Here is a 23,230-nt window from a genome sequence, read left to right as displayed (position 1 = left end):
TGAGCACCACCACGCTCACCCGACCTCGCTCGACCCCGTGAGGGAGGTCTAGGGTGCCGAGAGGGAATTGCCCGCACTGTTCGCAGACGAAAAGGACTGGTCACTCTCGTGGACCTGATGGAGTTTCAGGCGAAAGAGCTCTTCGCCAAGCATGGAGTAGCGACCACCCTGGGTGTCGTCGCCGAGACCCCGGAGGCAGCGCGAGCCGCCGCCGAGGAGATGGGCGGCGTGACCGTCGTCAAGGCCCAGGTCAAGGCCGGTGGCCGTGGCAAGGCCGGCGGCGTGAAGATCGCCAAGACCGCCGACGAGGCGGAGTCCTACGCCCGCGACATCATCGGCATGGAGATCAAGGGCCTGCGCGTCAACCGCGTCCTGGTGACGCCGGCGACCCCGCCGGTCGAGGAGTACTACTTCTCCTTCCTGCTCGACCGCTCCAACCGCTCGCACCTGTGCATCGCATCGGTCGAGGGCGGGGTGGAGATCGAGGAGGTCGCCAAGACCAACCCCGAGGCCGTGCGCCAGATCCCGATCAACGCCATCGAGGGTGTCACGCCCGAGAAGGCCGCCGAGATCGTCGACGACGCGAAGTTCCCCGCCGAGCTGCGCGACCAGGCCATCGAGATGGTCCAGAAGCTCTGGCAGGTCTACGTCCAGGAGGACGCCACCCTCGTCGAGGTCAACCCGCTCGCCCGCCTCGAGGGCGACAAGCTCGAGGCGCTGGACGGCAAGGTCTCCCTCGACGACAACGCCTCCGAGGTCCGCCACCCGGACCACGAGGAGTTCGAGATCCGCGAGGAGGCCGACCCGCTCGAGGCGAAGGCCAAGGACAAGGGCCTCAACTACGTCAAGCTCGACGGCCAGGTCGGCATCATCGGCAACGGCGCGGGCCTCGTGATGAGCACCCTCGACGTCGTCGCCTACGCCGGTGAGGCGCACGGCGGCGTGAAGCCCGCCAACTTCCTCGACATCGGCGGCGGCGCCAACGCCCAGGTCATGGCCGACGGCCTCGACGTGATCCTCAACGACGAGCAGGTCAAGAGCGTCTTCGTGAACGTCTTCGGCGGCATCACCGCCTGCGACGAGGTCGCCAACGGCATCAAGGGCGCGCTCGAGATCCTCGGTGACGAGGCCTCCAAGCCGCTCGTCGTCCGCCTCGACGGCAACAACGTCGTGGAGGGTCGTCGCATCCTCGACGAGCTCAACCACCCGCTGGTCACCCAGGTCGACACGATGGACGGCGCGGCCGACAAGGCCGCCGAGCTCGCCCACCAGGCCTGAGAGAGAGAACTGAACAGATGAGCATCTACCTCAACAAGGACTCCAAGGTCATCGTCCAGGGCATGACGGGCGGCATGGGTGCCAAGCACACCACCCTCATGGTCGAGTCGGGCGCCAACATCGTCGGCGGCGTCAACGCCCGCAAGGCCGGTACGACGGTCGAGCTGGGCGGCAAGGAGCTCCCCGTCTTCGGCACCGTCGAGGAGGCGATGAAGGAGACCGGCGCGGACGTGTCCGTCGCCTTCGTGCCGCCGGCCTTCACCAAGGACGCCTGCATCGAGGCCATCGACGCCGAGATCCCCCTCCTCGTCGTGATCACCGAGGGCGTGCCGGTCCTCGACACCGCCGAGGTCGTCGCCTACCTCGAGGGCAAGTCCACCCGGATGATCGGCCCCAACTGCCCGGGCATCATCACGCCGGAGGAGTCGCTGGCCGGCATCACCCCGCACACCATCGCGGGCAAGGGCCCGATCGGGCTCGTGTCGAAGTCGGGCACGCTGACCTACCAGATGATGTACGAGCTGAAGGACTACGGCTTCACCACCGCCATCGGCATCGGCGGCGACCCGATCATCGGCACCACGCACATCGACGCGCTCGAGGCCTTCGAGAACGACCCGGAGACCAAGGCGATCGTGATGATCGGCGAGATCGGCGGCGACGCCGAGGAGCGCGCCGCGGCCTACATCAAGGAGCACGTGACGAAGCCGGTCGTCGGCTACGTCGCCGGCTTCACCGCACCCGAGGGCAAGACCATGGGCCACGCCGGCGCCATCGTGTCCGGCTCGTCGGGCACCGCCCAGGCGAAGAAGGAGGCCCTCGAGGCCGCCGGGGTCAAGGTCGGCAAGACGCCGTCGGAGACCGCCGCCCTGATGCGGGAGATCCTTCAGGCGCTCTGATCCACAGCGCTCTCCAGACGGCCTCGCAGGTCCACCTGCGGGGCCGTCGTGGATTTCGCGTGCCGGTCGTGGCGCGTGGGCGGGTGCGCCTCCCAGAGCAGGCGCCACACGACGTGCGCGCCCAGCAGGCGCACCGGCGCGACGGCGGTCAACCGTCGCGGCGACGGCAGGGTCGGGCAGGCCGAGCTGGCCAGCGTCGATGGAATGGACATGGTTCTAGCACCCCGTTTTCGTGAACGCGCACATCGCTTGGACGATCTGGTTGGTGGTCTCGGTGACCTCGTCGGCCTGCCGGTCCAGCGACGCGAGCGATCCCTCACCGTACGTCTGGACCATCAGCCGCGCCGAACCGACGCGGGTCACCTGGTAGACCGAGCTGCCGAGCCCGTCGTCGTACGTCAGGCCGATGGTGACGGTGTCGTAGCCGGTGTCGCGCGCCAGGACCGTCCAGACCTGGTTGCCCGAGCGCCGGCAGTCACGCGCGGCCCGGCGGGCCTCGGCCATCGCCCGCACGGCCGCGTCCGCGTCGGCGTGGACGACGAGCTCGCGCCCGTCGTAGTACTCCGGGCCGATCACGGAGGAGTAGAGGTGGCGGGTGCCGGTCGCGCCCGCTGCGGGCCAGACGTCGCGCCCGCACATCTCGACGGCGTCCATGGCGGCGTCGTCGGTGGGCGGTGTGACGTCGTTGTCGCCGCCGTCCTCCGGCAGGCCGACCCCGAGCGGGAAGTCCGCCGGGATCGCCGTCGGCGCTGTCGGCACCGTCGGCTGGGTGGGCTCCGCAGGCGAGGTGGGCGAGCTCGGGTCGGTCGACGGGCTCGGCGCCGGCGGTGACGACGAGGGAGCCTCGGGCGACGGGCTGCCAGGAGTCCCGGTCGGGCCGTCGGTGGGGCTGTCGGTGGGGGTGTCGGTGGGCGTGGAGGATGGGCCGTCGGTCGGGTCCGGTGCGGGCGTCGGCACCTCGCCGAACATCACGAGCGCGTCGACGGTCGCGCGCAGCGGCGCGACGGTCGACTCGACGGCGTCGCGGGCGCGCTCGCGCGTCCACTGGCCGTACGTCGAGGTGACGAGCACCGCGGCACCGACGGGCACGACGTGCACGATGGTCGCACCCGTCCCGGGCTCGCCGTCGAAGGTGTAGGTCTGCAGCAGCGTGGTGGCGGGGCCGGGGCCGAACGGCGACGCGAGCACCTCGGTGCGGGTCTCCATGTCGCGGTGGCCGGCGTCGGGCTCGTCGCACTCCGAGACCAGGCCGGTGAGGCGGTCGGCGAGACGGCGGGCGTCGTCGGGAGCCCCGAGGACCAGCAGCTCACGGGTGTCGGCGGACTCGCCGCCGCTGTTGTCGGCCACCATCCGGTCACGGGTGCCCAGTCCGCGCAGCGGGGAAGTGCCGCACAGCTCGAGGTCACGCAGGCCGGTGCCGGACCGGGAGGTCGGGACGGTGTCGGCGGGTGCTCCCATCCCGGAGGACAGCGGGAAGTCGTCGGGGATCGCGGTGCCGGTGCTCGTCCCGTCGGTCGCCGACGCGGCGGAACCGTCCGACGAGCCGCTCGTCGCAGGCGCGTCCGACGACCGGCCGCCGCACCCGGCGGTGAGCGCGAGGGTGCAGGCCAGCGCGGCGGTGACGAGCCGTGCGCGGTGCCTCATGACCGGTGAGACACCCGTAGGGGCGAAAAGGTTGCGCCGGCCTCGATCTCAGCCGGCGGAGTCGAGCGCCGCGAGCCGTTCGGCCACGCGCCGGGCCAGGGCGACGAAGTCGGGGCGCGACATCGTCATGGTGCGGTTGGGCGCGAAGCCGAGCTGGGAGACGGCTCCGCCGTCTCGCACGACCGCCATCAGGAACGGGAACGACTGGCTGTCGTTGATCTCGAAGTTCAGCGCCCACACGCTCAGGTCGCCGGACTTCGAGGACGACGAGGCCAGCTCGGTGACGTCGGTGCCGAGGTTGGCGCGCCCGCACTGCCGGATGCGCTCGCGGACCTGGTCGACGAAGGTGCCGGCCCGGGCCGGCTTCATCTCGCCGATGGTCTGGGTGAGGCCGAGCTGGCCGACCTTCGGCGTCTCGGGGAACAGGAAGGTGCGGGTCAGGGCCTTGCTGATGCCCTTGCCCTGGAAGGAGGTCCGGTCGCAGCGGGTGGCGGCGTAGTTGGTGCGCGCCCGCTCGGGATCGGTGCCGACCCACGGCCCGCGGACGTCGGCGACCGGCGGGAGGTCGACCACGGACAGCAGCCCGGGCGGCGTACCTATCCCGAGCGGCGGTGCGGCGGTGTCCCGGGGGCGCCCCGCGCAGGCGCCGGCGCCCTCGGACCCGCACACGCCGTTGACGGCGGCGGCGAGCCCGGTGAGCACGGCCTTGTCGGGCACGGCGCGGCCGCGGCTGCGCACCACCTGCGTGATGACCAGGTTGCCGGTGCGGGCCGTGCCGACGGTGAGGGTGGCCGGCTCCTTGCCCCAGGACCGCAGCCGGAACGTGCGGGCCTCGTCGCCGACGCGCTTGACGGTGCGGGTGGCCATGAGCTGGGTGCGGGGGTCGATGCAGCCGGCGAACCAGAGCGACGCCGTCTCGAAGCCCTGCGCCGCCTGGCGCTCGTTGCGCGACATCTCGACCATCTGGACGGCGGTCGAGCGCACCTCGCTGACCTCGCGCTTGCGGGTGCGCTGACGGTCGCCCTTGCCCGCCTTCGTGCGCTCGATGCGGGTCTCGGTGCCCTCCCAGGTGCGGGCGAGGGCGGTGACGCCGTCGGGATCGGCGAAGCGCTCGCGCTGGCACGGAGCGAGCAGGCCGTCGCCGTCGAGGTTGTCGGTGGTGGCGGTCTCGCTCCAGTCGAGCCCGGACCCGAAGCGGGCGAGCTGCGCCGGGGCGAGCAGCGAGTCGGCGCTGATCATCTCCGCGCCCGCGTCGTCGTCGACGGGCGCGTGCACCGTCACCCCGGGCACGGCCTTCTCCTCGCTGAGGCTGGTGGGCTCGGCGTCGGCGCCGGTCGCGACGAGGGAGCCGGAGGCGAGGAGGGCGGCGGTCGCGAGGCCAGCCCCGATCACGGTGTGGGTACGACGTCGGGCGGCCCCGGCGCGGCGGATCACGGTGGCGCGGGGCCAGCGGATGTCCTCGAGCGGGCCCGTGAGGGCGTGGAGGAGGCGCGGGATGTCGGTGGTCGCGACGTCGCGGTGCAGCGAGAACTGCGAGCTCGCCGTCTGGAGCTCGCGCTCGGCATCGGCGCGCGGGAGGCCGACGGTGCGGGCCACGTCGCCGAGCGACAGCGCCGAGATGCCGTTGAGCACGAGCAGCTCGCGCTGGCGGCTGGTGAGCTTGGACAGCGCGTCGAGCGTGCTGCGTACCTCAGGGTCGAGGGACTTGTCGCGGTGCCAGAGCCGGGCGGTGTGGCGCCTGCGGGCACGGCCGAGGGCGAGGGGGCGCACGTAGCCGTCGCGGTCCTCGAGCTGCCCGACCTTGCGCCAGCGGTGCCAGGCGACCACGAACGCGTCGCGGACGGCGGCCCGGGAGGCCGGCGCGTCGCCGGTGAGGGCGTACGCCTCGTGCAGGAGGCGGGTACGGGTCTCGACGTAGTAGGCGTCGAACGTCTCGGGGCTCCTCATGACCGCTCCACGGTACGGGAGGGGCCCTTGCCGCGCACATCGATGAGCGCCTTCGTCGAGGTCGGCACGGGCGGCGTGGGAGCACGATCTGCCGCGGGGCGCGGGTGATGATGGGGCGGCCATGACGTCGCTCCTGACCCGCCCCGACCGCGCACGGACCGAGGCCGCCCGACCGCGACCCCTCGTGCTGATCGCGACCCTCGGCGGGGCGCTCGCGGCCCTGGGCCCGCTCGTCGTGCTCCTGGCGATCGGCGTCATCGGCTGGTTCGCCTCCGACGCCGGCGTCCACGGCGCCCCCCGTGACGGCATGCGCGTGGGTGCCCTCGCCTGGCTGGCCGGCCACGGCTCCGGCGTCACCGTGATGGGAGCGCGGATCACGATCGTCCCGCTCGGCGTCACGGCCATCGCGGCGTGGTCGGTGTGGCGCCTCGGGCACCGCGTCGGCGACTCGGTCTCCGGGCACGGTCCCGACGCCGACCGCATCTCCGACGGCGAGCGCGACCTGACCGTGCCCACCGCCGTCGCCCTGTTCTTCGCGGCGTACGCCGTCGTGGCCGTGGTGGTCGCGACCCTCGCCGCCGGCAGCACCGCCGACCCGTCGCTGCCGCGGGTGCTCGGCTGGGTCGTGCTCCTGACGGTGTTCGTCGCCGCCCCGGCCATCGCGATCGCCTCGGGTCGCGCGGCGATCTGGGCGGCCTTCCTCCCGGCCTCCGTCCGGGCAGGAGCCGCTGTCGCCGGCTCGGTGCTCGCCCGGTTGCTGGCCGTCTGCGCGGTGGTCTTCCTCGTCTCCTTCGCGGCGTCCTTCGGCGAGGCCGCGACGATGTCCTCGCGGTTGCACCTCAGTCCGTCGGAGGCCGGCCTCTACGCCCTCGTCAACGCCGCCTACGCCCCCAACGCCGTCCTCTTCGCGGGCGCGTGGCTCCTCGGGCCCGGCTTCGCGGTCGGCGGCGCGACCGTGGTGTCGCCGAGCGCAGTCGTGCTCGGCCCGCTGCCCGTCGTCCCGCTGCTCGCGGCGCTGCCAACGGTCGGCACGCCGCCCGGCTGGGCGGGCGGCCTCATGGTCCTTCCGCCTCTGGTCGCTGCCGTCGCGGCGCACCGCACGCTCCGCGGGCGTCTCCTGGGCTGGGACCGCATCGCGCTCGCGGGGTGCGGCGGCGGGCTCGCGGCAGGCGTCGGCTTCGCGCTGCTCGCCTCGCTGTCGGGTGGCGCCGCCGGTCCGGGCCGCATGCGCTTCGTGGGTCCCTTCACCCGCGACGTCCTGGTCCACTCGGTCACCGCGTGCGGCATCAGCGCGCTCCTCGGGGCATCGGTGCTGGCCTGGTTGGCATGGCGCGCCGCGCGCTCCGTCACGCCCGACGAGGACCTCGGTCCCGACACGCCCGCCGAGGACTGATCGGTGGGGGCTGGACACAGCCACGGCGAGCGCTCGTCCCTCGGGCCCGCGCCGCGGCAGATCAGGGTGCTGATGGCTGCGCTGGTGGCGCCGCTCGTGCTGGCCACCCTCGTCGGCCTCGTGACGCTGTGGCCCGACGGGGACCTCGAGGTCAGCGGACCGGGGGTCGACGTCGAGCGCGGCACCGCGAAGGTGCTGTCGATCGGCGCGTGCCGGCAGGACGTGGAGGGCTGCCAGCTGGCCGAGGTGGAGCTGCTCAGCGGTCCGGGAGCCCCCGGCGAGGCAGAGGCCCTGCTGCCGTATGGCTCGCAGGCTCCCGAGGTGGTGGCGGGTGACCGCATCATCGTGTCCTACACCGCGCAGGCGCCCGAGGGCGAGCAGTACGCCTTCCAGGACTTCGACCGCGGCCCACCCCTCCTCCTGCTGCTGGTCCTCTTCGCCGTGTGCGTCCTCGCCCTGTCGCGGTGGCGGGGGATCGGCGCGCTCGGCAGCCTGGTGTACTCCCTGGTCCTCATCGCGATGTTCACGCTGCCCGCGATCATGGAGGGCTCCTCGCCGCTCCTCGTGGCGGTGACGACGGCGGCCTCGATCATGCTGGTCACGCTCTACCTCTCCCACGGCCTCAGCGTCCGCACGACGGTCGCGATGCTCGGCACGCTGGTGTCGCTCGCGGTGATCGGGGGCGTCGGGTGGGTGTTCACCGAGATCGGCCACTTCACCGGCCTCGTCGACGAGGGCAGCCAGTACATCTCGGGCATCGCCGCGCAGGTCGACCTCCGCGGGCTGCTGCTCGCGGGCCTGGTCATCGGCGCCCTCGGCGTCCTCGACGACGTCACCGTCACCCAGACCTGGGCGGTGTGGGAGCTCGCCGACGTCGACCCCGACGCCAGCACCCGCTCGCTGTTCACCCGGGCGATGCGGATCGGTCGGTCGCACGCCGCGTCCACCGTGAACACCCTCGTGCTGGCCTACGTCGGCGCCACCCTGCCGCTGATGCTGGTCTTCTCCGCGCTGTCGCTGCCCTTCGGGATCGCGGTCAGCCAGGAGGTCGTCGCGCAGGAGGTCGTCCGCGGGCTCGTCGGCGGGCTCGGGATCATCGCGGCCGTCCCGGTGACGACGGCGATCGCGGCCCTGGTCGCTGGTCGGATGCTGCGTGATCGGACACGCCCCAGCGCCCCGTCCCACCGCGCCTAGACTTCCGCGCGTGCACCAGCCCACCCGCCTCGTCGTCCTCGTCTCGGGGTCCGGTACCAACCTGCAGGCCCTGCTCGACGCCTGCGCCGATCCGGCGTACGGCGCCCGTGTCGTCGCGGTCGGCGCCGACCGCGACGACATCGAGGGCCTCGCGCGCGCCGACCGCGCCGGCATCCCGACCTTCGTGCGCAAGCTGTCGGACTTCGAGACCCGCGAGGGGTGGGACGCCTCGCTGGCGACGGTGGTCGAGCGGTTCGAGCCCGACCTGGTCGTCTCCGCGGGCTTCATGAAGCTGCTGTCGCGGGAGTTCCTCGACCGGTTCCTCACCCTCAACACCCACCCGGCGCTGTGCCCGGCGTTCCCGGGGATGCACGGACCGCGCGACGCCCTCGACTACGGCGTGAAGGTCACCGGCGCCACCCTGTTCGTCGTCGACGGCGGTGTGGACACCGGCCCGATCGTCGACCAGATCACGGTCCGCGTCGAGGACATCGACGACGTCGACTCGTTGCACGAGCGGATCAAGCTGGCCGAGCACCGCATGCTGGTGGAGTCGGTGGGGCGGATCGCCCGCGAGGGGATCACCGTGGAGGGGCGCCGGGTTCGCTTCGGCCGCGCGGCTCGGTAGTCTGCTGCCACACGACTGGCGCAGGTGGGACACCACCAGGGAGTGACGCGCGGGAGCATCGAACGCCTGGGTGCCCCGACTCGAAACCAACCGAGGAGTCCCCGTGTCCCCGACAGCTGCTGACCGCATCGCGATCCGGCGTGCACTCGTGTCCGTCTACGACAAGGCCGGTCTCGACGTCCTGGTCCGTGGCCTGCACGACGCCGGCGTCGAGCTCGTCTCCACCGGCGGCTCCGCCGCGCTGATCGAGTCGCTCGGCCTGCCCGTCACCAAGGTCGAGGACCTCACCGGCTTCCCGGAGTGTCTCGACGGCCGGGTCAAGACGCTGCACCCGCGCGTGCACGCCGGCATCCTCGCGGACCGCCGCCTCGAGTCCCACGTCGCACAGCTCGAGGAGCTCGGCGTCGAGCCGTTCGACCTGGTGGTCAGCAACCTCTACCCCTTCACCCAGACCGTCGCCTCGGGCGCCAGCCCCGACGAGTGCGTCGAGCAGATCGACATCGGTGGCCCCTCGATGGTCCGCGCCGCCGCCAAGAACCACCCCAGCGTCGCCATCGTCACCTCGCCCGCGTCGTACGACGCCGTGCTGGCCGCCGTCGCCGCCGGCGGATTCACGCTGGCCGAGCGCCAGCGCCTCGCTGCCGAGGCCTTCGTGCACACCGCGACCTACGACGTCCACGTCGCCTCGTGGATGGGCAACGTCCTCACCGACACCAGCGAGGGCTCGGGCTTCCCGGCCTGGATGGGCGCGACCTGGGACAAGGAGGCGGTGCTCCGCTACGGCGAGAACCCGCACCAGTCCGCCGCGCTCTACACCAACGGCTTCCTCCCCGAGGGCCCCGGCCTCGCCCAGGCGACGCAGCACCACGGCAAGGAGATGTCCTACAACAACTACGTCGACGCCGACGCGGCCCGCCGGGCGGCGTACGACTTCGACGAGCCGGCCGTGGCGATCATCAAGCACGCCAACCCCTGCGGCATCGCGGTCGCCGACGACGTGGCGACGGCTCACCGGAAGGCCCACGAGTGCGACCCGGTCAGCGCCTTCGGCGGCGTGATCGCCACGAACGTCCCGGTCTCGGTCGCGATGGCCGAGCAGGTCGCCGAGATCTTCACCGAGGTCATCGTGGCGCCCGGCTACGAGGACGGCGCGATCGAGGCGCTCCAGGCCAAGAAGAACATCCGCATCCTCGAGTGCCCGCCGCTCACGCGGGGCGGGGGCGAGATGCGCGCGATCTCCGGCGGGCTCCTGCTGCAGGGCCGCGACGTGGTCTCCGCGGACGGGGACGACCCCGCCACCTGGACCCTCGCGACCGGGGAGGCGGCCTCCGAGGAGGTGCTCGCCGACCTTGCCTTCGCGTGGCGCGCCTGCCGCTCGGTGAAGTCCAACGCGATCCTGCTCGCCGCCGGCGGCGCCTCCGTGGGCGTCGGGATGGGCCAGGTCAACCGCGTCGACTCCTGCCGCCTCGCCGTCGAGCGGGCGGGGGAGCGGGCCTCGTCCGCGGTCGCGGCCTCCGACGCGTTCTTCCCCTTCGCCGACGGACCCCAGATCCTCATCGACGCCGGCGTGAAGGCCATCGTCCAGCCGGGCGGGTCGGTGCGCGACGCCGAGGTCGTCGCGGCCTGCGAGGCCGCCGGCGTGACGATGTACCTCACCGGCGCGCGTCACTTTTTTCACTAGGAGGAGCGAAGCGACTCCGCGAGTGAAAAGGTCGAGTGCGCCCGCGACCGACGAAGGAGGTCGCGACGGCGCGTACCGAGACCCAGACGGTCCCACCGGTAGATGAACCCTGAAAGGATGCACGCGTGACCGCACAGACCCTCGACGGCGCAGCGACGCTGCGGACCATCAAGGCAGAGCTCGCCGAGCGCGTCGCCTCACTGCGCGAGCGGGGCGTGGTCCCCGGTCTGGGCACCGTGCTGGTCGGCGACGACCCCGGCTCGCACTGGTACGTCGGCGCGAAGCACAAGGACTGCGCGGAGATCGGCATCACCTCGATCCGGCGCGACCTCCCGGCGACGGCCACCCAGGCCGAGGTGGAGGCCGTCATCGACGAGCTCAACGCCGACGACGCGTGCACCGGGTTCATCGTGCAGCAGCCGACCGGGCTCGACGAGTTCGCCCTGCTCTCGCGGGTCGACCCCGACAAGGACGTCGACGGGCTGCACCCGGTCAACCTCGGCAAGCTCGTGCTCGGCGAGGCCGGACCGCTACCGTGCACGCCGGTGGGCTCCATCGAGCTGCTGCGTCGTCACGGCGTCGAGATCGCGGGCGCGGAGGTCGTCGTGGTCGGCCGCGGCATCACCGTCGGCCGCCCGCTCGGGCTGCTCCTGACCCGGCGCTCCGAGAACGCCACGGTCACGCTGTGCCACACCGGCACCCGTGACCTCGCCGCGCACGTGCGCAACGCCGACATCGTCGTCGCGGCCGCCGGCGTGCCCGGCATCGTGACCGCCGACATGGTCAAGCCCGGCGCCGCGGTGCTCGACGTGGGCGTCTCGCGCGTCGACGGCAAGGTCACCGGTGACGTGCACCCCGACGTCTGGGACGTGGCGGGGTGGGTCTCGCCCAACCCCAAGGGCGTCGGACCGATGACGCGCGCGATGCTGCTGACCAACATCGTCGAGATCGCCGAGAAGTCCCTCCGGTCCTGACATGGCCGAACCCGACATCCCCGACACCCCCGACTCTCCCGACCACCCCGAGACACCTGGGCGTCCGGTCGAGCCCCCGGAGTCGGTGCCCCCGGTCTCGGCCGAGCCGCCTCCGGAGAACCCCGACGAGCCGCGCCGCTACCCCTCGACCATCGGGGGAGCGTTCTACCTGCTCGTCCTGGGCGTCGTCGCGGTGTCGATGGTCGTGGTGGCGCTCGACGAGTGGCGCAGCGGTGTCCGGCTCATGGGCGGAGCGCTGATCTTCGCCGCCCTGGTGCGACTGGTGCTGCGGCGTCGCGACGCCGGCATGCTCGCCGTACGCCACAAGCTCCTCGACGCGGCCGTCCTCCTGGTCCTGGGCGGGTCGCTGATCTTCCTCGCCGGCTCGATCCCCGACCAGCCCGGCGGCTTCTAGTCGAGTCGGCGCATCTGCACGCCGAAATCGCATCGAGTCGGCGCATCTGCACACGAAGCTGCGTGCAGATGCGCCGACTCGACAGGCGTGGCGCGTGCAGAAGCGCCGACTCAGATGAGGCCGAGCTCCGTGACGGCCTTGCGCTCGTCGGCGAGCTCGGCGGTCGAGGCGTCGATGCGGGCGCGGGAGAAGTCGTCGATCTCCAGGCCCTCGACGATCGACCAGTCGCCGCCGGAGGTGGTGACCGGGAACGAGGAGATCAGGCCCTCGGGGACGTCGTACTCGCCGTTGGACACCACGGCCATCGACACCCAGTCGTCGGACGCCGAGCCGAACAGCCAGTCACGGGCGGCGTCGATCGTGGCGGACGCGGCCGAGGCGGCCGAGGAGGAGCCGCGCGCGTCGATGATCGCGGCGCCGCGCTTGGCGACGGTCGGGATGAAGTCGTTCTCCAGCCACGCCTGGTCGCCGACCAGCTCGGCGGCGTTCTGGCCCTTGACCTTCGCGTGGAACAGGTCGGGGTACTGGGTGGCCGAGTGGTTGCCCCAGATCGTCATGTTCGTGATGTCGGTGACGGCCGCGCCGGTCTTGGCCGCGAGCTGCGAGATCGCCCGGTTGTGGTCGAGGCGGGTCAGCGCGGAGAAGCGCTCGCGCGGGATGTCGGGCGCGTTGGTCATCGCGATGAGGGCGTTGGTGTTGGCCGGGTTGCCGGTGACACCGATCCGCACGTCGTCGGCCGCGACCGCGTTGAGGGCCTTGCCCTGGGCGGTGAAGATCGCGCCGTTGGCCGAGAGGAGGTCGCCGCGCTCCATGCCGGGTCCGCGCGGCCGCGCGCCGACGAGGAGGGCGAGGTTGACGCCGTCGAAGATCTTCTCGGCGTCCGCGCCGATCTCGACGCCCGCGAGGTTCGGGAACGCGCAGTCGTCGAGCTCCATGACGACGCCCTCGAGCGCCTTGAGGGCGGGCTCGATCTCGAGCAGTCGCAGCTCGATCGGGCGGTCCGCGGCCAGCGCGCCGCTGGCGAGGCGGAAGAGCAGGCTGTAGCCGATCTGGCCGGCGGCGCCGGTGACGGCGACCTTGAGGGGTTCGGAGGTCACGGTGGTACTCCTCGTGAGGTGTTCGGGAGGCGGGACGTCTGTCCCGCTGACGCTAGCAGCGCCCGATCCGCCGTCGGCCGCTGGTCTGTGACTGGCATGCTGGCGCCCATGACGAGGGGTCCCCGGCGCGTACGACGCCCGCGTGCGGGAGCCGCGCTGGCAGCCGGCCTGACGGCCGGGATGGCCCTCGGGCTCACCGGGTGCGCCGGCATCGGCCAGCCGGCGCCGTACGACTCCCCGGGCATCAACGGCCTCGTCGTCCCGACGCCGACGCCGGCCCCGGACGACTTCGTCGACGACGTCGACAACCCGTGGCTCGCCCTCGAGCCGGGCAGGCGCTGGACCTACGACGTCACCGGTACCGCCACGAGCGGGCGCATCGAGGTGGACGTGCTGGACCGCACGGTGCCGGTGGCCGGCCTGGACGCCACAGCGGTGCGGACCACGACGTACCTCGGGGACGGGACGAGCGTGGACACCCGTCTGTACGCGCAGGACGAGGCGGGCAACGTCTGGTGGGTGGGCTCGAACTCCGGACCCGACTCCGGAGACGTGTCCTGGCGTGCGGGGGAGGACGGTGCCGAGGCGGGGCTCGCCATGCCGGCCGACCCGCGCCTCGGCGACGGCTGGCTGTCGTACGACGTCCCGGGCCTGCCGCGCGCCAGCGCGACCATCGAGGACCAGTCGAGCGAGCTGGTGCAGCTGCGCGACGAGGCCGACACCACGACCCGCACGGTGTACGAGAAGGGTGTCGGCCTCGTGGGGCTCGAGGACCTCGACGCCGGCTGGACCGCCGAGCTGGTCGAGGACCAGCAGTAGTAGCCGGTCAGTCGGGCCGGCGGACCTGGGTGCGGCCGTCGTCGTCGCCGTCCGGGTTGCCCCAGTGGCCGGGCTGCCCGGGCTGACCGGGCTGCTGCGCGGGCTGGGCCGGCTGCTGGGGCGCGCCCCACTGGCCGGGCTGGGACTGGCCGGGCGGCTGCTGCTGCGGGGCGGGCTGGCCCCACTGGCCGGGCTGCTGCGGGGCGGACTGAGGTGCACCGTAGGCCGGGTCGGGCTGCTGCGGCTGCTGGTAGGGGTCGGGCTGGCCCCACTGCTGCTGCGGGGGAGCGCCCCAAGCGGCACCGGGCTGTCCCCAGCTGGCCGGCTGGCCCTGGTTCCACTGGGCCTCGTAGTTGCCCGGCACGAACTGGTCCTTGCGCCCGCCGCCGAAGTTCAGGCCGGAGCCGGCCACCGGCTCGGCGCCGTGGCCGAAGAGGACCGGGTAGGTGAGCCCGGCGATCGCGGCGCCCAGCAGCGGGGCGAGCACGAAGAGCCACAGCTGGACGATCGCGTCCGTGCCGGCGAAGACGCCGACGCCGATCGAGCGGGCCGGGTTGACCGAGGTGCCGGTCAGCGGGATGGAGGCGAAGTGGATCATCGCGAGCGACAGGCCGATCGCGAGGGGACCGAGCGCGACGTTGACCTCGTTGCGCGCGTCGGTGACGGCGAGGATGACCCACACGAAGACGGCGGTCATCATCAGCTCGAGCAGCAGGGCGGCCCACCAGGCGAAGCCGGAGCCCTGGTCGCCGAAGAAGTTCTGGCCCATGTTGCCCTCGGCGACGAAGCCCTCGAACCCGTGGCCGAGGCCGAAGAGCACCGCGCCGGCGAGCAGTGCGCCGAGCAGCTGTGCGGCCATGTAGATGCCGACGTGGCTCCAGGGCAGGCGTCCGCCGAGCACGGCGCCGAGCGTGACCGCCGGGTTGAAGTGACCGCCGGAGACGCGCCCGAAGGCGTAGGCCATCACCAGGACGGTGAGGCCGAAGGCCAGGCCCGTCGCGACGAGGTCGCCGCCGCTGTAGACGGCGGTGCCGCAGCCGAAGAAGACCAGCACGAAGGTGCCCAGGACCTCTCCTGCGAACTTCTGCCCGGTGGTCGGTGTGTCTTCGACGAGTTCGCTCATCGCGAGTTCCTCCAGAGTCAGGTGGCCGTACCCCTCGTAGGCCGAGGCGAGCCTAGCGGCGTCATGCGAGGGGTGCGAGGGTAGGCGAGTCGCCTCTCGTCACCGGCGTCAGGTATCTTGACATCAAGAGTTATGCCCGGACCCAGATCACGAGCTGCAGGAGCTGTCGTACCCATGGCCAAGATCATCTACACCCACACCGACGAGGCGCCGCTGCTCGCGACGTACTCGTTCCTCCCGATCATCGCCGCCTACGCGAAGACCGCCGGTGTGGACGTCGAGACCCGTGACATCTCGCTGGCCGGCCGCGTGATCGCCCAGTTCCCCGACCGGCTCACCGACGAGCAGCGCCTCGACGACGCACTCGCCGAGCTCGGCGAGCTGGCGACGAAGCCCGAGGCCAACATCATCAAGCTGCCCAACATCTCGGCCTCGATCCCGCAGCTCAAGGCGACCATCGCCGAGCTGCAGTCGCAGGGCTACGACCTGCCCGACTACCCCGAGAACCCCCAGACCGACGAGGAGCGCGAGACCCGCGCCCGCTACGACAAGGTCAAGGGCTCCGCGGTCAACCCGGTGCTGCGCGAGGGCAACTCCGACCGGCGCGCGCCGGCCTCGGTCAAGAACTACGCCAAGGCCCACCCCCACTCGATGGGCGCGTGGAGCAGCGACTCGAAGACCTCGGTCGCGACGATGGGCCACGACGACTTCCGCAGCAACGAGCAGTCCGTGGTCGTCCCCGCCGACGACACCCTCTCCATCGTGCACGTCGGTGACGACGGCCAGGAGACGGTCCTCAAGGAGGGCCTGAAGGTCCTCGAGGGCGAGGTCGTCGACGCGACCTTCATGAGCGCGGCCCACCTCGACGAGTTCCTCGAGCAGCAGGTCGCCAAGGCCAAGGCCGACGGCGTCCTCTTCTCGGCCCACCTCAAGGCGACGATGATGAAGGTCTCCGACCCGATCATCTTCGGCCACGTCGTGCGCGCCTACTTCGCCGACGTCTTCGCCCAGTACGGCGAGCAGCTCGCCGCGGCCGGCCTGTCCGCCAACGACGGCCTGGGCGCCATCCTGTCGGGCCTCGACAAGGTCGACGGTGGGGCCGAGATCAAGGCCGCCTTCGAGAAGGGCCTGGCCGAGGGGCCGTCCCTCGCGATGGTCGACTCCGACCGCGGCATCACCAACCTGCACGTCCCCTCCGACGTCATCATCGACGCCTCGATGCCGGCGATGATCCGCACGTCGGGCCAGATGTGGAACGCCGAGGGCAAGCAGCAGGACACCCTCGCCGTGATCCCGGACTCCTCCTACGCAGGCGTCTACCAGGCGGCGATCGACGACTGCCGCACCCACGGCGCCCTCGACCCCTCCACCATGGGCTCGGTGCCCAACGTCGGCCTGATGGCCAAGGCGGCCGAGGAGTACGGCTCCCACGACAAGACCTTCGAGATCCCCGCCGCCGGCAAGGTGGAGGTCCGCAACGGCGCCGGCGACGTGCTGATGTCGCACGACGTCGAGGCCGGTGACATCTGGCGTGCCTGCCAGACCAAGGACGCCTCGATCCGCGACTGGGTCAAGCTCGCCGTCACCCGCGCCCGCGCGTCCGAGACGCCGGCGGTGTTCTGGCTCGACGAGACCCGGGCCCACGACGCCAACCTTATCGCGCTCGTCGAGAAGTACCTCGCGGACCACGACACCGAGGGGCTCGACCTCCAGATCATGGCGCCCGCGGCGGCGACGACGTACTCGCTGGAGCGGATCCGCAAGGGCGAGGACACCATCTCGGTCACCGGCAACGTGCTCCGCGACTACAACACCGACCTGTTCCCGATCCTCGAGCTCGGCACCAGCGCCAAGATGCTCTCGATCGTCCCGCTGATGAACGGTGGCGGCCTGTTCGAGACCGGCGCCGGCGGGTCGGCGCCCAAGCACGTGCAGCAGCTGGTCAAGGAGGACTACCTCCGCTGGGACAGCCTCGGCGAGTTCTTCGCCCTGGCCGCCTCGCTCGAGCACCTCGCCGGCTACGACGACAACGCGCGCGCCCGGATCCTCGGCGACACGCTCGACAAGGCCACCGAGACGTTCCTCAACGAGGACCGCTCGCCGGGTCGCAAGCTCGGCACGATCGACAACCGCGGCTCGCACTTCTACCTCGCCCTCTACTGGGCCGAGGAGCTGGCGAAGCAGACCGAGGACGCCGACCTCGCCGCCGCGTTCGCCTCGCTCGCGTCCTCGCTGCGCGCCGACGAGCAGACCATCGTCGACGAGCTGCTCGCCGTGCAGGGCAAGCCCGCCGACATCGGTGGCTACTTCCGCCCCGACTCCGAGAAGGCGGCTGCGGTCATGCGTCCGTCCGCCACCTTCAACGAGGCCCTCGCCTCGCTCTGAGCGCGACCAACGTCACAGGGCGGGCTCGCGGGGAACAATCCCCGGGAGCCCGTCCTTGTCGGAGGTGATGACCACGACCGCCGAGACCTCCGCCCTGCCCGCCGACCCCTCGTCGGCCGACCTCGACGTCCCCTCGGTGACCGCACGCCACTTCGGCCTCGCGGTGCTGGCACTGGCGATGGGCGGGTTCGCCATCGGCACCACGGAGTTCGTCACGATGGGGCTGCTGCCGCAGATCTCGAGCGGCGTCGACGTCTCGATCCCGACCGGTGGCCACGTCATCTCGGCGTACGCCGTCGGGGTGGTCGTCGGAGCGCCCGTGCTCGCCTTCCTCGGCGCCCGCCTCCCGCGGCGCGCCCTCCTGGTGGCCCTCATGGCCGCCTTCGCCGTCGGCAACGGCCTGAGCGCCCTCGCGACCTCCTACGAGCAGCTGATGGTGGCGCGCTTCGCCGCCGGCCTGCCGCACGGCGCCTACTTCGGCGTCGCCTCCCTGGTGGCGGCGAGCATGGCCCGGCCCTCGCGCAAGGGGCGTGCCGTCTCCCTGGTGATGCTGGGCCTGTCGGTCGCCAACGTGATCGGCGTACCCGCCGCCACCGTGCTCGGCCAGGAGCTCGGCTGGCGCGCGGCCTACTGGGCCGCCGGAGGCCTGGCCGTGGTCACCCTCGCCCTCGTCGTGTGGTTCGTGCCGTCGTGCCCCGGCGACCCGGGGGCGAGCGGTCGCCGCGAGCTGTCGGCGTTCAAGGTGCCCCAGGTGTGGCTGACCCTGCTGGCCGGCGCGGTGGGCTTCGGGGGCATGTTCGCCGTCTACTCCTACATCGCGCCCGTCGTCACCGACGTGGCCGGCCTGGGGGAGCGGTCGGTCGCGGTCTTCCTGCTGTCCTTCGGCCTCGGCATGGTGGCCGGCACGTGGCTGGCCGGGATCATGGCCGACTGGTCGATCTTCCGCTCGCTCATCATCGGCGGCGTCGGCATGGCCGCGACCATGCTGGCCTTCTGGGTCGCCGCGCCGCACGGCTGGGCCGCCCTGCCCGTCGTCTTCCTCATCACCACGCTCGGGTCGGTGCTCGTCGTCAACCTCCAGCTGCGGCTGATGGACGTCGCCGGCGACGCGCAGACCCTCGGCGCCGCGATGAACCACGCGTCGCTCAACATCGCCAACGCGCTGGGTGCGTGGCTCGGCGGCCTGGTCATCGCCGCCGGCTGGGGACTCCGCGCCCCCGCCCTGGTCGGCCTCGGCCTCTCGATCGCCGGCGTGGCGATCCTGCTGCTGTCGGCCGCGCTGCACGTGCGTCGGCGGGACGCCGTACCCGCCTGACCCCCGCCTGACCCCCTGCCGACCCGGGCTGACGCCCCTGATCTGCGCTGCCTTGAGCGCAGAACCGTGCACGTGATTTCCGCTGATGTTGCGTGGAGTTAACACGGGCGGAACTGTTGCGTAGCCCGGACTTGTAACGATCCAATTATCGAAGGGCGGGTCAGCCGCCGGAGAACATTCCGATTGGGGGAGTCATGGACGAGGACAGGATCGCGCGCGAGATGGAGCGCCGCCGCCAGCTGGCCGACCGCAACACCGGGGCGGTGGTCGAGCTGCTGAGGAGGCGCGAGGAGCTGCGGGGGATCTACCCTGCGGCCGACCTGGTCGCGGAGAACGTCGGCTGGGTGGTGTGACCCGGCTGGTCGCAGGGGGCGGTCAGGCCCAGCCGTAGACCATCCCCATCGCCTCGCGCACCTCGGCGAGGGTCGCCTCGGCGACGTCGTTGGCCCGGGCGTTGCCGCGGCGCAGCACCTCGTCGAGGTAGCCGGGGTCGGCCTCGAGCTCGGCCCGGCGGGCGCGCAGCGGGGCGAGCTCGGTGTTGATGGCGTCGGTGAGGCGCCCCTTGAGCGCCCCGCCGCCCCCGTCCCCGATCTCCTCGGCGACGGCCGCGGGGTCGACGCCCTCGCACAGCCCGATCAGGGTGAGCAGGTTGGCCACCTCGGGGCGGGCCTCCGGGTCGTAGGTGATGACCCGGTCGCTGTCGGTCTTGGCGCCCTTGAGCTTCTTGGCGGTCTCGTCGGCGGTCATCCGCAGCTCGACCACGTTGCCCTTGGACTTGCTCATCTTGGTGCCGTCGGTGCCGAGGATCAGCGGCGCCTCGGACAGCAGGGCACCCGGCTCCGGGAACACGGGGGCGTACCGGTCGTTGAAGCGGCGCGCGACGACGCGGGTCTGCTCGAGGTGGGGCAGCTGGTCGCGGCCGACGGGAACGACGTTGGCCTTGCAGAACAGGATGTCCGCGGCCTGGTGGACGGGGTAGGTGAGCAGCAGCCCGCCGATCGAGGTGATGCCGGCCGACTTGGCCTCGTCCTTGACGGTGGGGTTGCGCTGCAGTTCGGCGACGCTGACCAGGCTGAGGAAGGGCAGCATCAGCTGGTTGAGCGCGGGCACCGAGGAGTGCGTGAAGATCGTCGCCTTCTCGGGGTCGAGCCCGGCGGCGATGTTGTCGACCAGCAGGTTGCGCACGTTGCCGGCGATGTCGCCGCCGACCTCGCGGTCGGTGATCACCTGGTAGTCCGCGATCAGCTGCCAGATCTCGGCGCCGCTGTCCTGCAGGCGGAGGCGGTTGCGGATCGAGCCGAAGTAGTGGCCGATGTGCAACGCCCCGGTCGGACGGTCCCCGGTCAGCATGCGCAGCGAGGCCGGGTCCTTCGCCATCTGCTCCTCGATGGCGTCGCTGCGGGCCTGTGCGGCGCGGAAGGTGTCACTCACGGCGACGATCCTAATCAGGGGGCGATCGACGTCGCGATCGGGTTCTGTAGGGTTTCGGAGGTGCCCACCATCGGAGTAGCGATCGCGATCCCCGAGCCCTGGGCGAGCGAGCTCCAGGACTACCGGACCAGCGTCGGCGACACCACGGCGACGCAGATCCCGACCCACATCACGCTGGTCCCGCCGACCGAGCTGGCCGACGGCGATCTCGAGGCGGTCTGCGCCCACCTGAGGCAAGCGGCGTCCGCCGTCCCGCCGTTCGACATCCACCTGCGCGGCACCGGCACGTTCCGTCCGGTCTCGCCGGTCGTGTTCGTCACCCTGGCTGAGGGCATCTCGGGCTGCGAGGTGCTGGCGGGCGCCGTACGACAGGGGCCGCTCGAGGTCGAGCTGCACTACCCCTACCACCCGCACGTCACCATCGCCCACCACCTCGACGACGAGACGCTCGACCGGGCGTTCGGTGAGCTCGCGGAGTTCGAGTGCCGCTTCGAGGTCGACGCGTTCAGCCTCTACGTCCACGACACCGGCACCGGCTGGCGGGCCACCGACCACTTCGCGCTGGGCTGAGCGGTGGGGGTCGTCGACACCGTCAAGCAGCGAGTCGCCCGCGCCCGGGAGCGGCGCCCGGTCGTCGACCACCTGGTGCGCGCCGTCGAGCACTACGGCCAGGTCAACGGCAGCGCGCTGGCAGCCGCGGTGACCTACTTCGCCTTCCTGTCGTTCTTCCCGATCCTCGCGCTCGCCTTCGCGGTCTTCGGCCAGCTGACCAAGGTCTACGAGGACGCCCAGGACACGCTGGTCGACGCGGCCAACTCCGTCCTCCCGGGCCTCGTCGGCGGTGACAACGGGGTCCCGCTCGACACCCTCCAGGCCGCGGCGCCCGGGATCTTCACCTTCGGCATCCTGCTGACCCTCTACTCCGGGCTGGGGTGGCTCTCGGGCATGCGCACCGCGCTGACGGCGATCTTCGAGGAGCCCGAGCGCGAGCAGCCCAACTTCGTGTTCGGCAAGCTGCGTGACGTGCTCGCCCTGCTGGCGCTCGGCACCATCCTGGTCGCGAGCGTGGCGATCTCGGGCATCGCGACCAAGGTGCTGACCCCGATCATGGACGCGCTCGACCTGGGCGCGGTCGCCGAGGTGTTCTTCTGGGTGCTGGCCCTGTGCCTGGGCCTGGCGGCCAACACCTTGCTCTACTTCGCGTTCTTCCGGTTGCTCGCGCAGCCCGACATCCCCAGCAAGTCCCTGTGGTCCGGTGCACTCCTGGGCGCCATCCTGTTCGAGATCATGAAGCAGCTGTCCACCTTCCTGCTCAAGGCGACGGCGAGCTCGCCCGCGTTCCAGGCCTTCGGCATCGCGCTGATCCTGCTGGTGTGGATCAACTACTTCTCCCGCGTCGTCGTCCTCTCCGCGGCGTGGTCCCACACCTCGCCCGAGGCCCGCGCCCTCCGCGACGCGAACCGGGTCGCCGACCAGATGCCCGAGGGCCCCCGCATCGACCTCGCCGCGGCTGCCCCCGGCGTACGCCCGTCCCCTCCCGCACCCGCCGCGTCGCCGAAGGCCGCCTTCGCCGCCGGCGCCGCCTCGATGCTCGGCCTCGTCGCCCTCCTCCGGCGCCGGGGCTGAGCGCACCCTCCTCTCCTCGAGCGGTGCGTGACCCACATTCCGTGGGCGCCGAATGTGGCTACGGCACCGCTCGCCAGCTCGTCGCGATTGTCGGCCACTCGGGCGGTGTCCCAGCCACATCCGCGACCGGGGGAATGTGGCTGGCGCACCGCCCGCTGACGGCGACGCGCGCTGGCCACCATGTCTCCACAACAAGTGCCCGCGAAGGCTCGTCCACAGCCCGTACGGCGACGCTCCGCGCGAGTGGCAGCGATGTGGCGCCATGACGTCATGCACCACGTAGCGCCGGAACTCCTGCAGGGTCCCTTCACCCGGTCGTACGCCCTCTCGCTCGGCACGCCTGCCCGCGTGCTGGAGGGCGTTCAGTTCCGACGCCTCCATCAAGGGGTCTACGTCCACCGGAGCCTGGAGATGACGTGGGCGGACCATGTGGAGGCAGCTCGCCTGGCTCTACCTCCATCCGCTCGCACGACTGGCGCCACCCGCCTGCGACAGGCGGGCGTCGACGCGGGACGCGCCTGGCCGCTCCACTTCGTCGTGGAGGGGGACCTGCACCTGACCCTCGAAGGGGTCTTCCTGCACCGCACGGTCAAAATGCCACCGAACGGTGACGACGCCGTCAGCATCGAGGCGGCGTTCGTCGCATTTTGCGCCGAGTCCCGGCTTCTCGACGCCATCGTGGTCGGTTCGGTCCTGCTCAACAAGGAGCTGCTCGACCTCGCTCGGCTCGAGGAGATCCTGCGCGGAGAGAAGTGGCGCAGCGGTGTGCCCGAGACGGCGTTGGCCCTGCCTCACCTGGAGGGGCGTTGCCGCTCCATGCCCGAGGCCAAGCTGTTCTCGTACGTGGTGTTCGCTGGGCTGCCCGTGCCGGAGGTCAACGAGACGATGACCGTCGGGGTCGTCGAGCTCACGCCCGACCTGCGGTTCGAGGACTGCCGGCTCGTGGTCGAGTACGAAGGAAGCCAGCACCAGGAGGAGCGCGCCCAGTACAACGCCGACATCGACCGCTACGGCCTCTATCGCCGACACGACGTGCCTTACGAACTTGTCACCAAGGAGCGGATGCGGTCACCGAAGGCGACCGTCAGATTGATCCACTCGGCGCTCGTGGCGGAGGGGTACGCCGGACCGCCGCCGGTGTTCGGTGTGCAGTGGGCCGAGCTGTTCGAGCCGCTCGCGCAGCTCGTACGCCGGCGTCGCGCGTCGTGAGCCGTCCCAGCGGTGCGTCAGCCACATTCTCGGTGCTCGGAATGTGGCTGAGGCACCGCCCGGACGGCGCCATGGGCGTGTCGCCGGCGCGAGCGGTGCGCCACCCACATTCGCCGCTCTTGGAATGTGGGTGGGGCACCGCTCGGCGGTCGAGGAGGCCAGAGTCCAAAGA

At 71.8% G+C, this 23,230-nt stretch carries 20 protein-coding genes and 1 riboswitch; of the genes, 15 read left to right on the top strand and 5 right to left on the bottom strand.

The features are described from left to right. Positions 1–108 precede the first annotated feature (108 nt). A complete protein-coding gene (gene sucC, locus AC3A3L_RS02990; protein ID WP_487638551.1) occupies positions 109–1,278 on the top strand; it encodes an ADP-forming succinate--CoA ligase subunit beta in 1,170 nt (389 codons plus the stop codon). Between the two features lie 17 nt (positions 1,279–1,295). Then, on the top strand, positions 1,296–2,177 hold the full coding sequence (sucD, locus tag AC3A3L_RS02985; protein ID WP_487638550.1) for a succinate--CoA ligase subunit alpha: 882 nt from the start codon (positions 1,296–1,298) through the stop codon (positions 2,175–2,177). 216 nt (positions 2,178–2,393) lie between these two features. On the opposite strand, the gene AC3A3L_RS02980 is transcribed toward sucD, so the two are convergent. Beyond that, a complete protein-coding gene (locus tag AC3A3L_RS02980) occupies positions 2,394–3,821 on the bottom strand; it encodes a hypothetical protein (protein WP_487638549.1) in 1,428 nt (475 codons plus the stop codon). Between the two features lie 48 nt (positions 3,822–3,869). Beyond that, positions 3,870–5,768, bottom strand: coding sequence for a SigE family RNA polymerase sigma factor (locus tag AC3A3L_RS02975; RefSeq protein ID WP_487638548.1), 1,899 nt, complete (start codon positions 5,766–5,768; stop codon positions 3,870–3,872). A 121-nt stretch (positions 5,769–5,889) separates the two neighbouring features. On the opposite strand from AC3A3L_RS02975, the gene AC3A3L_RS02970 reads away from it, so the two are divergent. From AC3A3L_RS02970 to AC3A3L_RS02945, 6 genes are all read left to right on the top strand, one after another. Further along, a complete protein-coding gene (locus AC3A3L_RS02970) occupies positions 5,890–7,161 on the top strand; it encodes a cell division protein PerM (protein ID WP_487638547.1) in 1,272 nt (423 codons plus the stop codon). Between the two features lie 3 nt (positions 7,162–7,164). After that, complete coding sequence (locus AC3A3L_RS02965; protein WP_487638546.1) at positions 7,165–8,355, top strand: YibE/F family protein; 1,191 nt, start codon at positions 7,165–7,167, stop codon at positions 8,353–8,355. A 10-nt stretch (positions 8,356–8,365) separates the two neighbouring features. Beyond that, positions 8,366–8,983, top strand: a complete 618-nt coding sequence (gene purN / locus AC3A3L_RS02960) for a phosphoribosylglycinamide formyltransferase (RefSeq protein ID WP_487638545.1) — start codon at positions 8,366–8,368, stop codon at positions 8,981–8,983. Position 8,984: 1 nt separating this feature from the next. Further along, positions 8,985–9,062: riboswitch (ZMP/ZTP riboswitch) on the top strand. A 24-nt stretch (positions 9,063–9,086) separates the two neighbouring features. Further along, complete coding sequence (gene purH / locus AC3A3L_RS02955) at positions 9,087–10,664, top strand: bifunctional phosphoribosylaminoimidazolecarboxamide formyltransferase/IMP cyclohydrolase (protein WP_487638544.1); 1,578 nt, start codon at positions 9,087–9,089, stop codon at positions 10,662–10,664. A 125-nt stretch (positions 10,665–10,789) separates the two neighbouring features. Further along, positions 10,790–11,638, top strand: a complete 849-nt coding sequence (locus AC3A3L_RS02950; protein ID WP_487638543.1) for a bifunctional methylenetetrahydrofolate dehydrogenase/methenyltetrahydrofolate cyclohydrolase — start codon at positions 10,790–10,792, stop codon at positions 11,636–11,638. A gap of 1 nt (position 11,639) precedes the next feature. Then, the gene (locus AC3A3L_RS02945) at positions 11,640–12,053 is read left to right on the top strand and encodes a DUF3017 domain-containing protein (RefSeq protein WP_487638542.1); all 414 of its coding nucleotides are present in this window, start codon (positions 11,640–11,642) and stop codon (positions 12,051–12,053) included. Positions 12,054–12,163: 110 nt separating this feature from the next. Here the strand turns inward: AC3A3L_RS02945 and AC3A3L_RS02940 are convergent, their stop codons facing one another. Continuing rightward, complete coding sequence (locus AC3A3L_RS02940) at positions 12,164–13,150, bottom strand: malate dehydrogenase (protein WP_487638541.1); 987 nt, start codon at positions 13,148–13,150, stop codon at positions 12,164–12,166. 108 nt (positions 13,151–13,258) lie between these two features. On the opposite strand from AC3A3L_RS02940, the gene AC3A3L_RS02935 reads away from it, so the two are divergent. Further along, positions 13,259–13,969 (top strand): hypothetical protein, encoded by a 711-nt coding sequence (locus AC3A3L_RS02935; RefSeq protein WP_487638540.1) that lies wholly within the window; start codon positions 13,259–13,261, stop codon positions 13,967–13,969. Positions 13,970–13,976: 7 nt separating this feature from the next. Here the strand turns inward: AC3A3L_RS02935 and AC3A3L_RS02930 are convergent, their stop codons facing one another. Then, positions 13,977–15,092, bottom strand: coding sequence for an aquaporin (locus tag AC3A3L_RS02930; protein ID WP_487638539.1), 1,116 nt, complete (start codon positions 15,090–15,092; stop codon positions 13,977–13,979). A gap of 174 nt (positions 15,093–15,266) precedes the next feature. Between AC3A3L_RS02930 and AC3A3L_RS02925 the strand changes: the two genes are divergently transcribed. The 3 genes from AC3A3L_RS02925 to AC3A3L_RS02915 all read left to right on the top strand — a co-directional run bounded on the left by AC3A3L_RS02925 (position 15,267) and on the right by AC3A3L_RS02915 (position 19,145). Then, positions 15,267–17,477 (top strand): NADP-dependent isocitrate dehydrogenase, encoded by a 2,211-nt coding sequence (locus AC3A3L_RS02925; protein ID WP_487638538.1) that lies wholly within the window; start codon positions 15,267–15,269, stop codon positions 17,475–17,477. A gap of 67 nt (positions 17,478–17,544) precedes the next feature. Continuing rightward, complete coding sequence (locus tag AC3A3L_RS02920) at positions 17,545–18,792, top strand: MFS transporter (protein ID WP_487638537.1); 1,248 nt, start codon at positions 17,545–17,547, stop codon at positions 18,790–18,792. Between the two features lie 194 nt (positions 18,793–18,986). After that, positions 18,987–19,145, top strand: a complete 159-nt coding sequence (locus tag AC3A3L_RS02915) for a hypothetical protein (protein ID WP_487638536.1) — start codon at positions 18,987–18,989, stop codon at positions 19,143–19,145. Between the two features lie 22 nt (positions 19,146–19,167). Here the strand turns inward: AC3A3L_RS02915 and trpS are convergent, their stop codons facing one another. Further along, positions 19,168–20,232 carry a tryptophan--tRNA ligase gene (gene trpS, locus AC3A3L_RS02910; protein WP_487639819.1) on the bottom strand — a complete coding sequence of 355 codons (1,065 nt, stop codon included), beginning with the start codon at positions 20,230–20,232 and terminating at the stop codon, positions 19,168–19,170. Positions 20,233–20,283: 51 nt separating this feature from the next. On the opposite strand from trpS, the gene AC3A3L_RS02905 reads away from it, so the two are divergent. From AC3A3L_RS02905 to AC3A3L_RS02895, 3 genes are all read left to right on the top strand, one after another. Beyond that, the gene (locus AC3A3L_RS02905; RefSeq protein ID WP_487638535.1) at positions 20,284–20,793 is read left to right on the top strand and encodes a 2'-5' RNA ligase family protein; all 510 of its coding nucleotides are present in this window, start codon (positions 20,284–20,286) and stop codon (positions 20,791–20,793) included. A gap of 3 nt (positions 20,794–20,796) precedes the next feature. Further along, positions 20,797–21,849: a YihY/virulence factor BrkB family protein gene (locus AC3A3L_RS02900; protein WP_487638534.1), complete on the top strand. Its 1,053-nt coding sequence runs from the start codon at positions 20,797–20,799 to the stop codon at positions 21,847–21,849. Positions 21,850–22,092: 243 nt separating this feature from the next. Continuing rightward, positions 22,093–23,058 (top strand): hypothetical protein, encoded by a 966-nt coding sequence (locus tag AC3A3L_RS02895; RefSeq protein WP_487638533.1) that lies wholly within the window; start codon positions 22,093–22,095, stop codon positions 23,056–23,058. The last annotated feature ends 172 nt before the right edge of the window (positions 23,059–23,230 follow it).

The sequence above is a fragment of the Nocardioides sp. Soil_C_8 genome (genome assembly GCF_057656315.1).
Note: the sequence above shows the minus strand (reverse complement) of the source record. Positions and strands in the feature narration are given on the sequence as shown.

Bases quoted from the DNA above. Each gene is read 5' to 3' on its own strand.
- AC3A3L_RS02915 (WP_487638536.1), top strand. From the start codon at position 18,987: ATGGACGAGGACAGGATCGCGCGCGAGATGGAGCGCCGCCGCCAGCTG.
- AC3A3L_RS02980 (WP_487638549.1), bottom strand. From the start codon at position 3,821: ATGAGGCACCGCGCACGGCTCGTCACCGCCGCGCTGGCCTGCACCCTC.
- sucD (WP_487638550.1), top strand. From the start codon at position 1,296: ATGAGCATCTACCTCAACAAGGACTCCAAGGTCATCGTCCAGGGCATG.
- AC3A3L_RS02935 (WP_487638540.1), top strand. From the start codon at position 13,259: ATGACGAGGGGTCCCCGGCGCGTACGACGCCCGCGTGCGGGAGCCGCG.
- AC3A3L_RS02975 (WP_487638548.1), bottom strand. From the start codon at position 5,768: ATGAGGAGCCCCGAGACGTTCGACGCCTACTACGTCGAGACCCGTACC.
- AC3A3L_RS02920 (WP_487638537.1), top strand. From the start codon at position 17,545: ATGACCACGACCGCCGAGACCTCCGCCCTGCCCGCCGACCCCTCGTCG.
- AC3A3L_RS02930 (WP_487638539.1), bottom strand. From the start codon at position 15,092: ATGAGCGAACTCGTCGAAGACACACCGACCACCGGGCAGAAGTTCGCA.
- AC3A3L_RS02945 (WP_487638542.1), top strand. From the start codon at position 11,640: ATGGCCGAACCCGACATCCCCGACACCCCCGACTCTCCCGACCACCCC.
- AC3A3L_RS02970 (WP_487638547.1), top strand. From the start codon at position 5,890: ATGACGTCGCTCCTGACCCGCCCCGACCGCGCACGGACCGAGGCCGCC.
- AC3A3L_RS02925 (WP_487638538.1), top strand. From the start codon at position 15,267: ATGGCCAAGATCATCTACACCCACACCGACGAGGCGCCGCTGCTCGCG.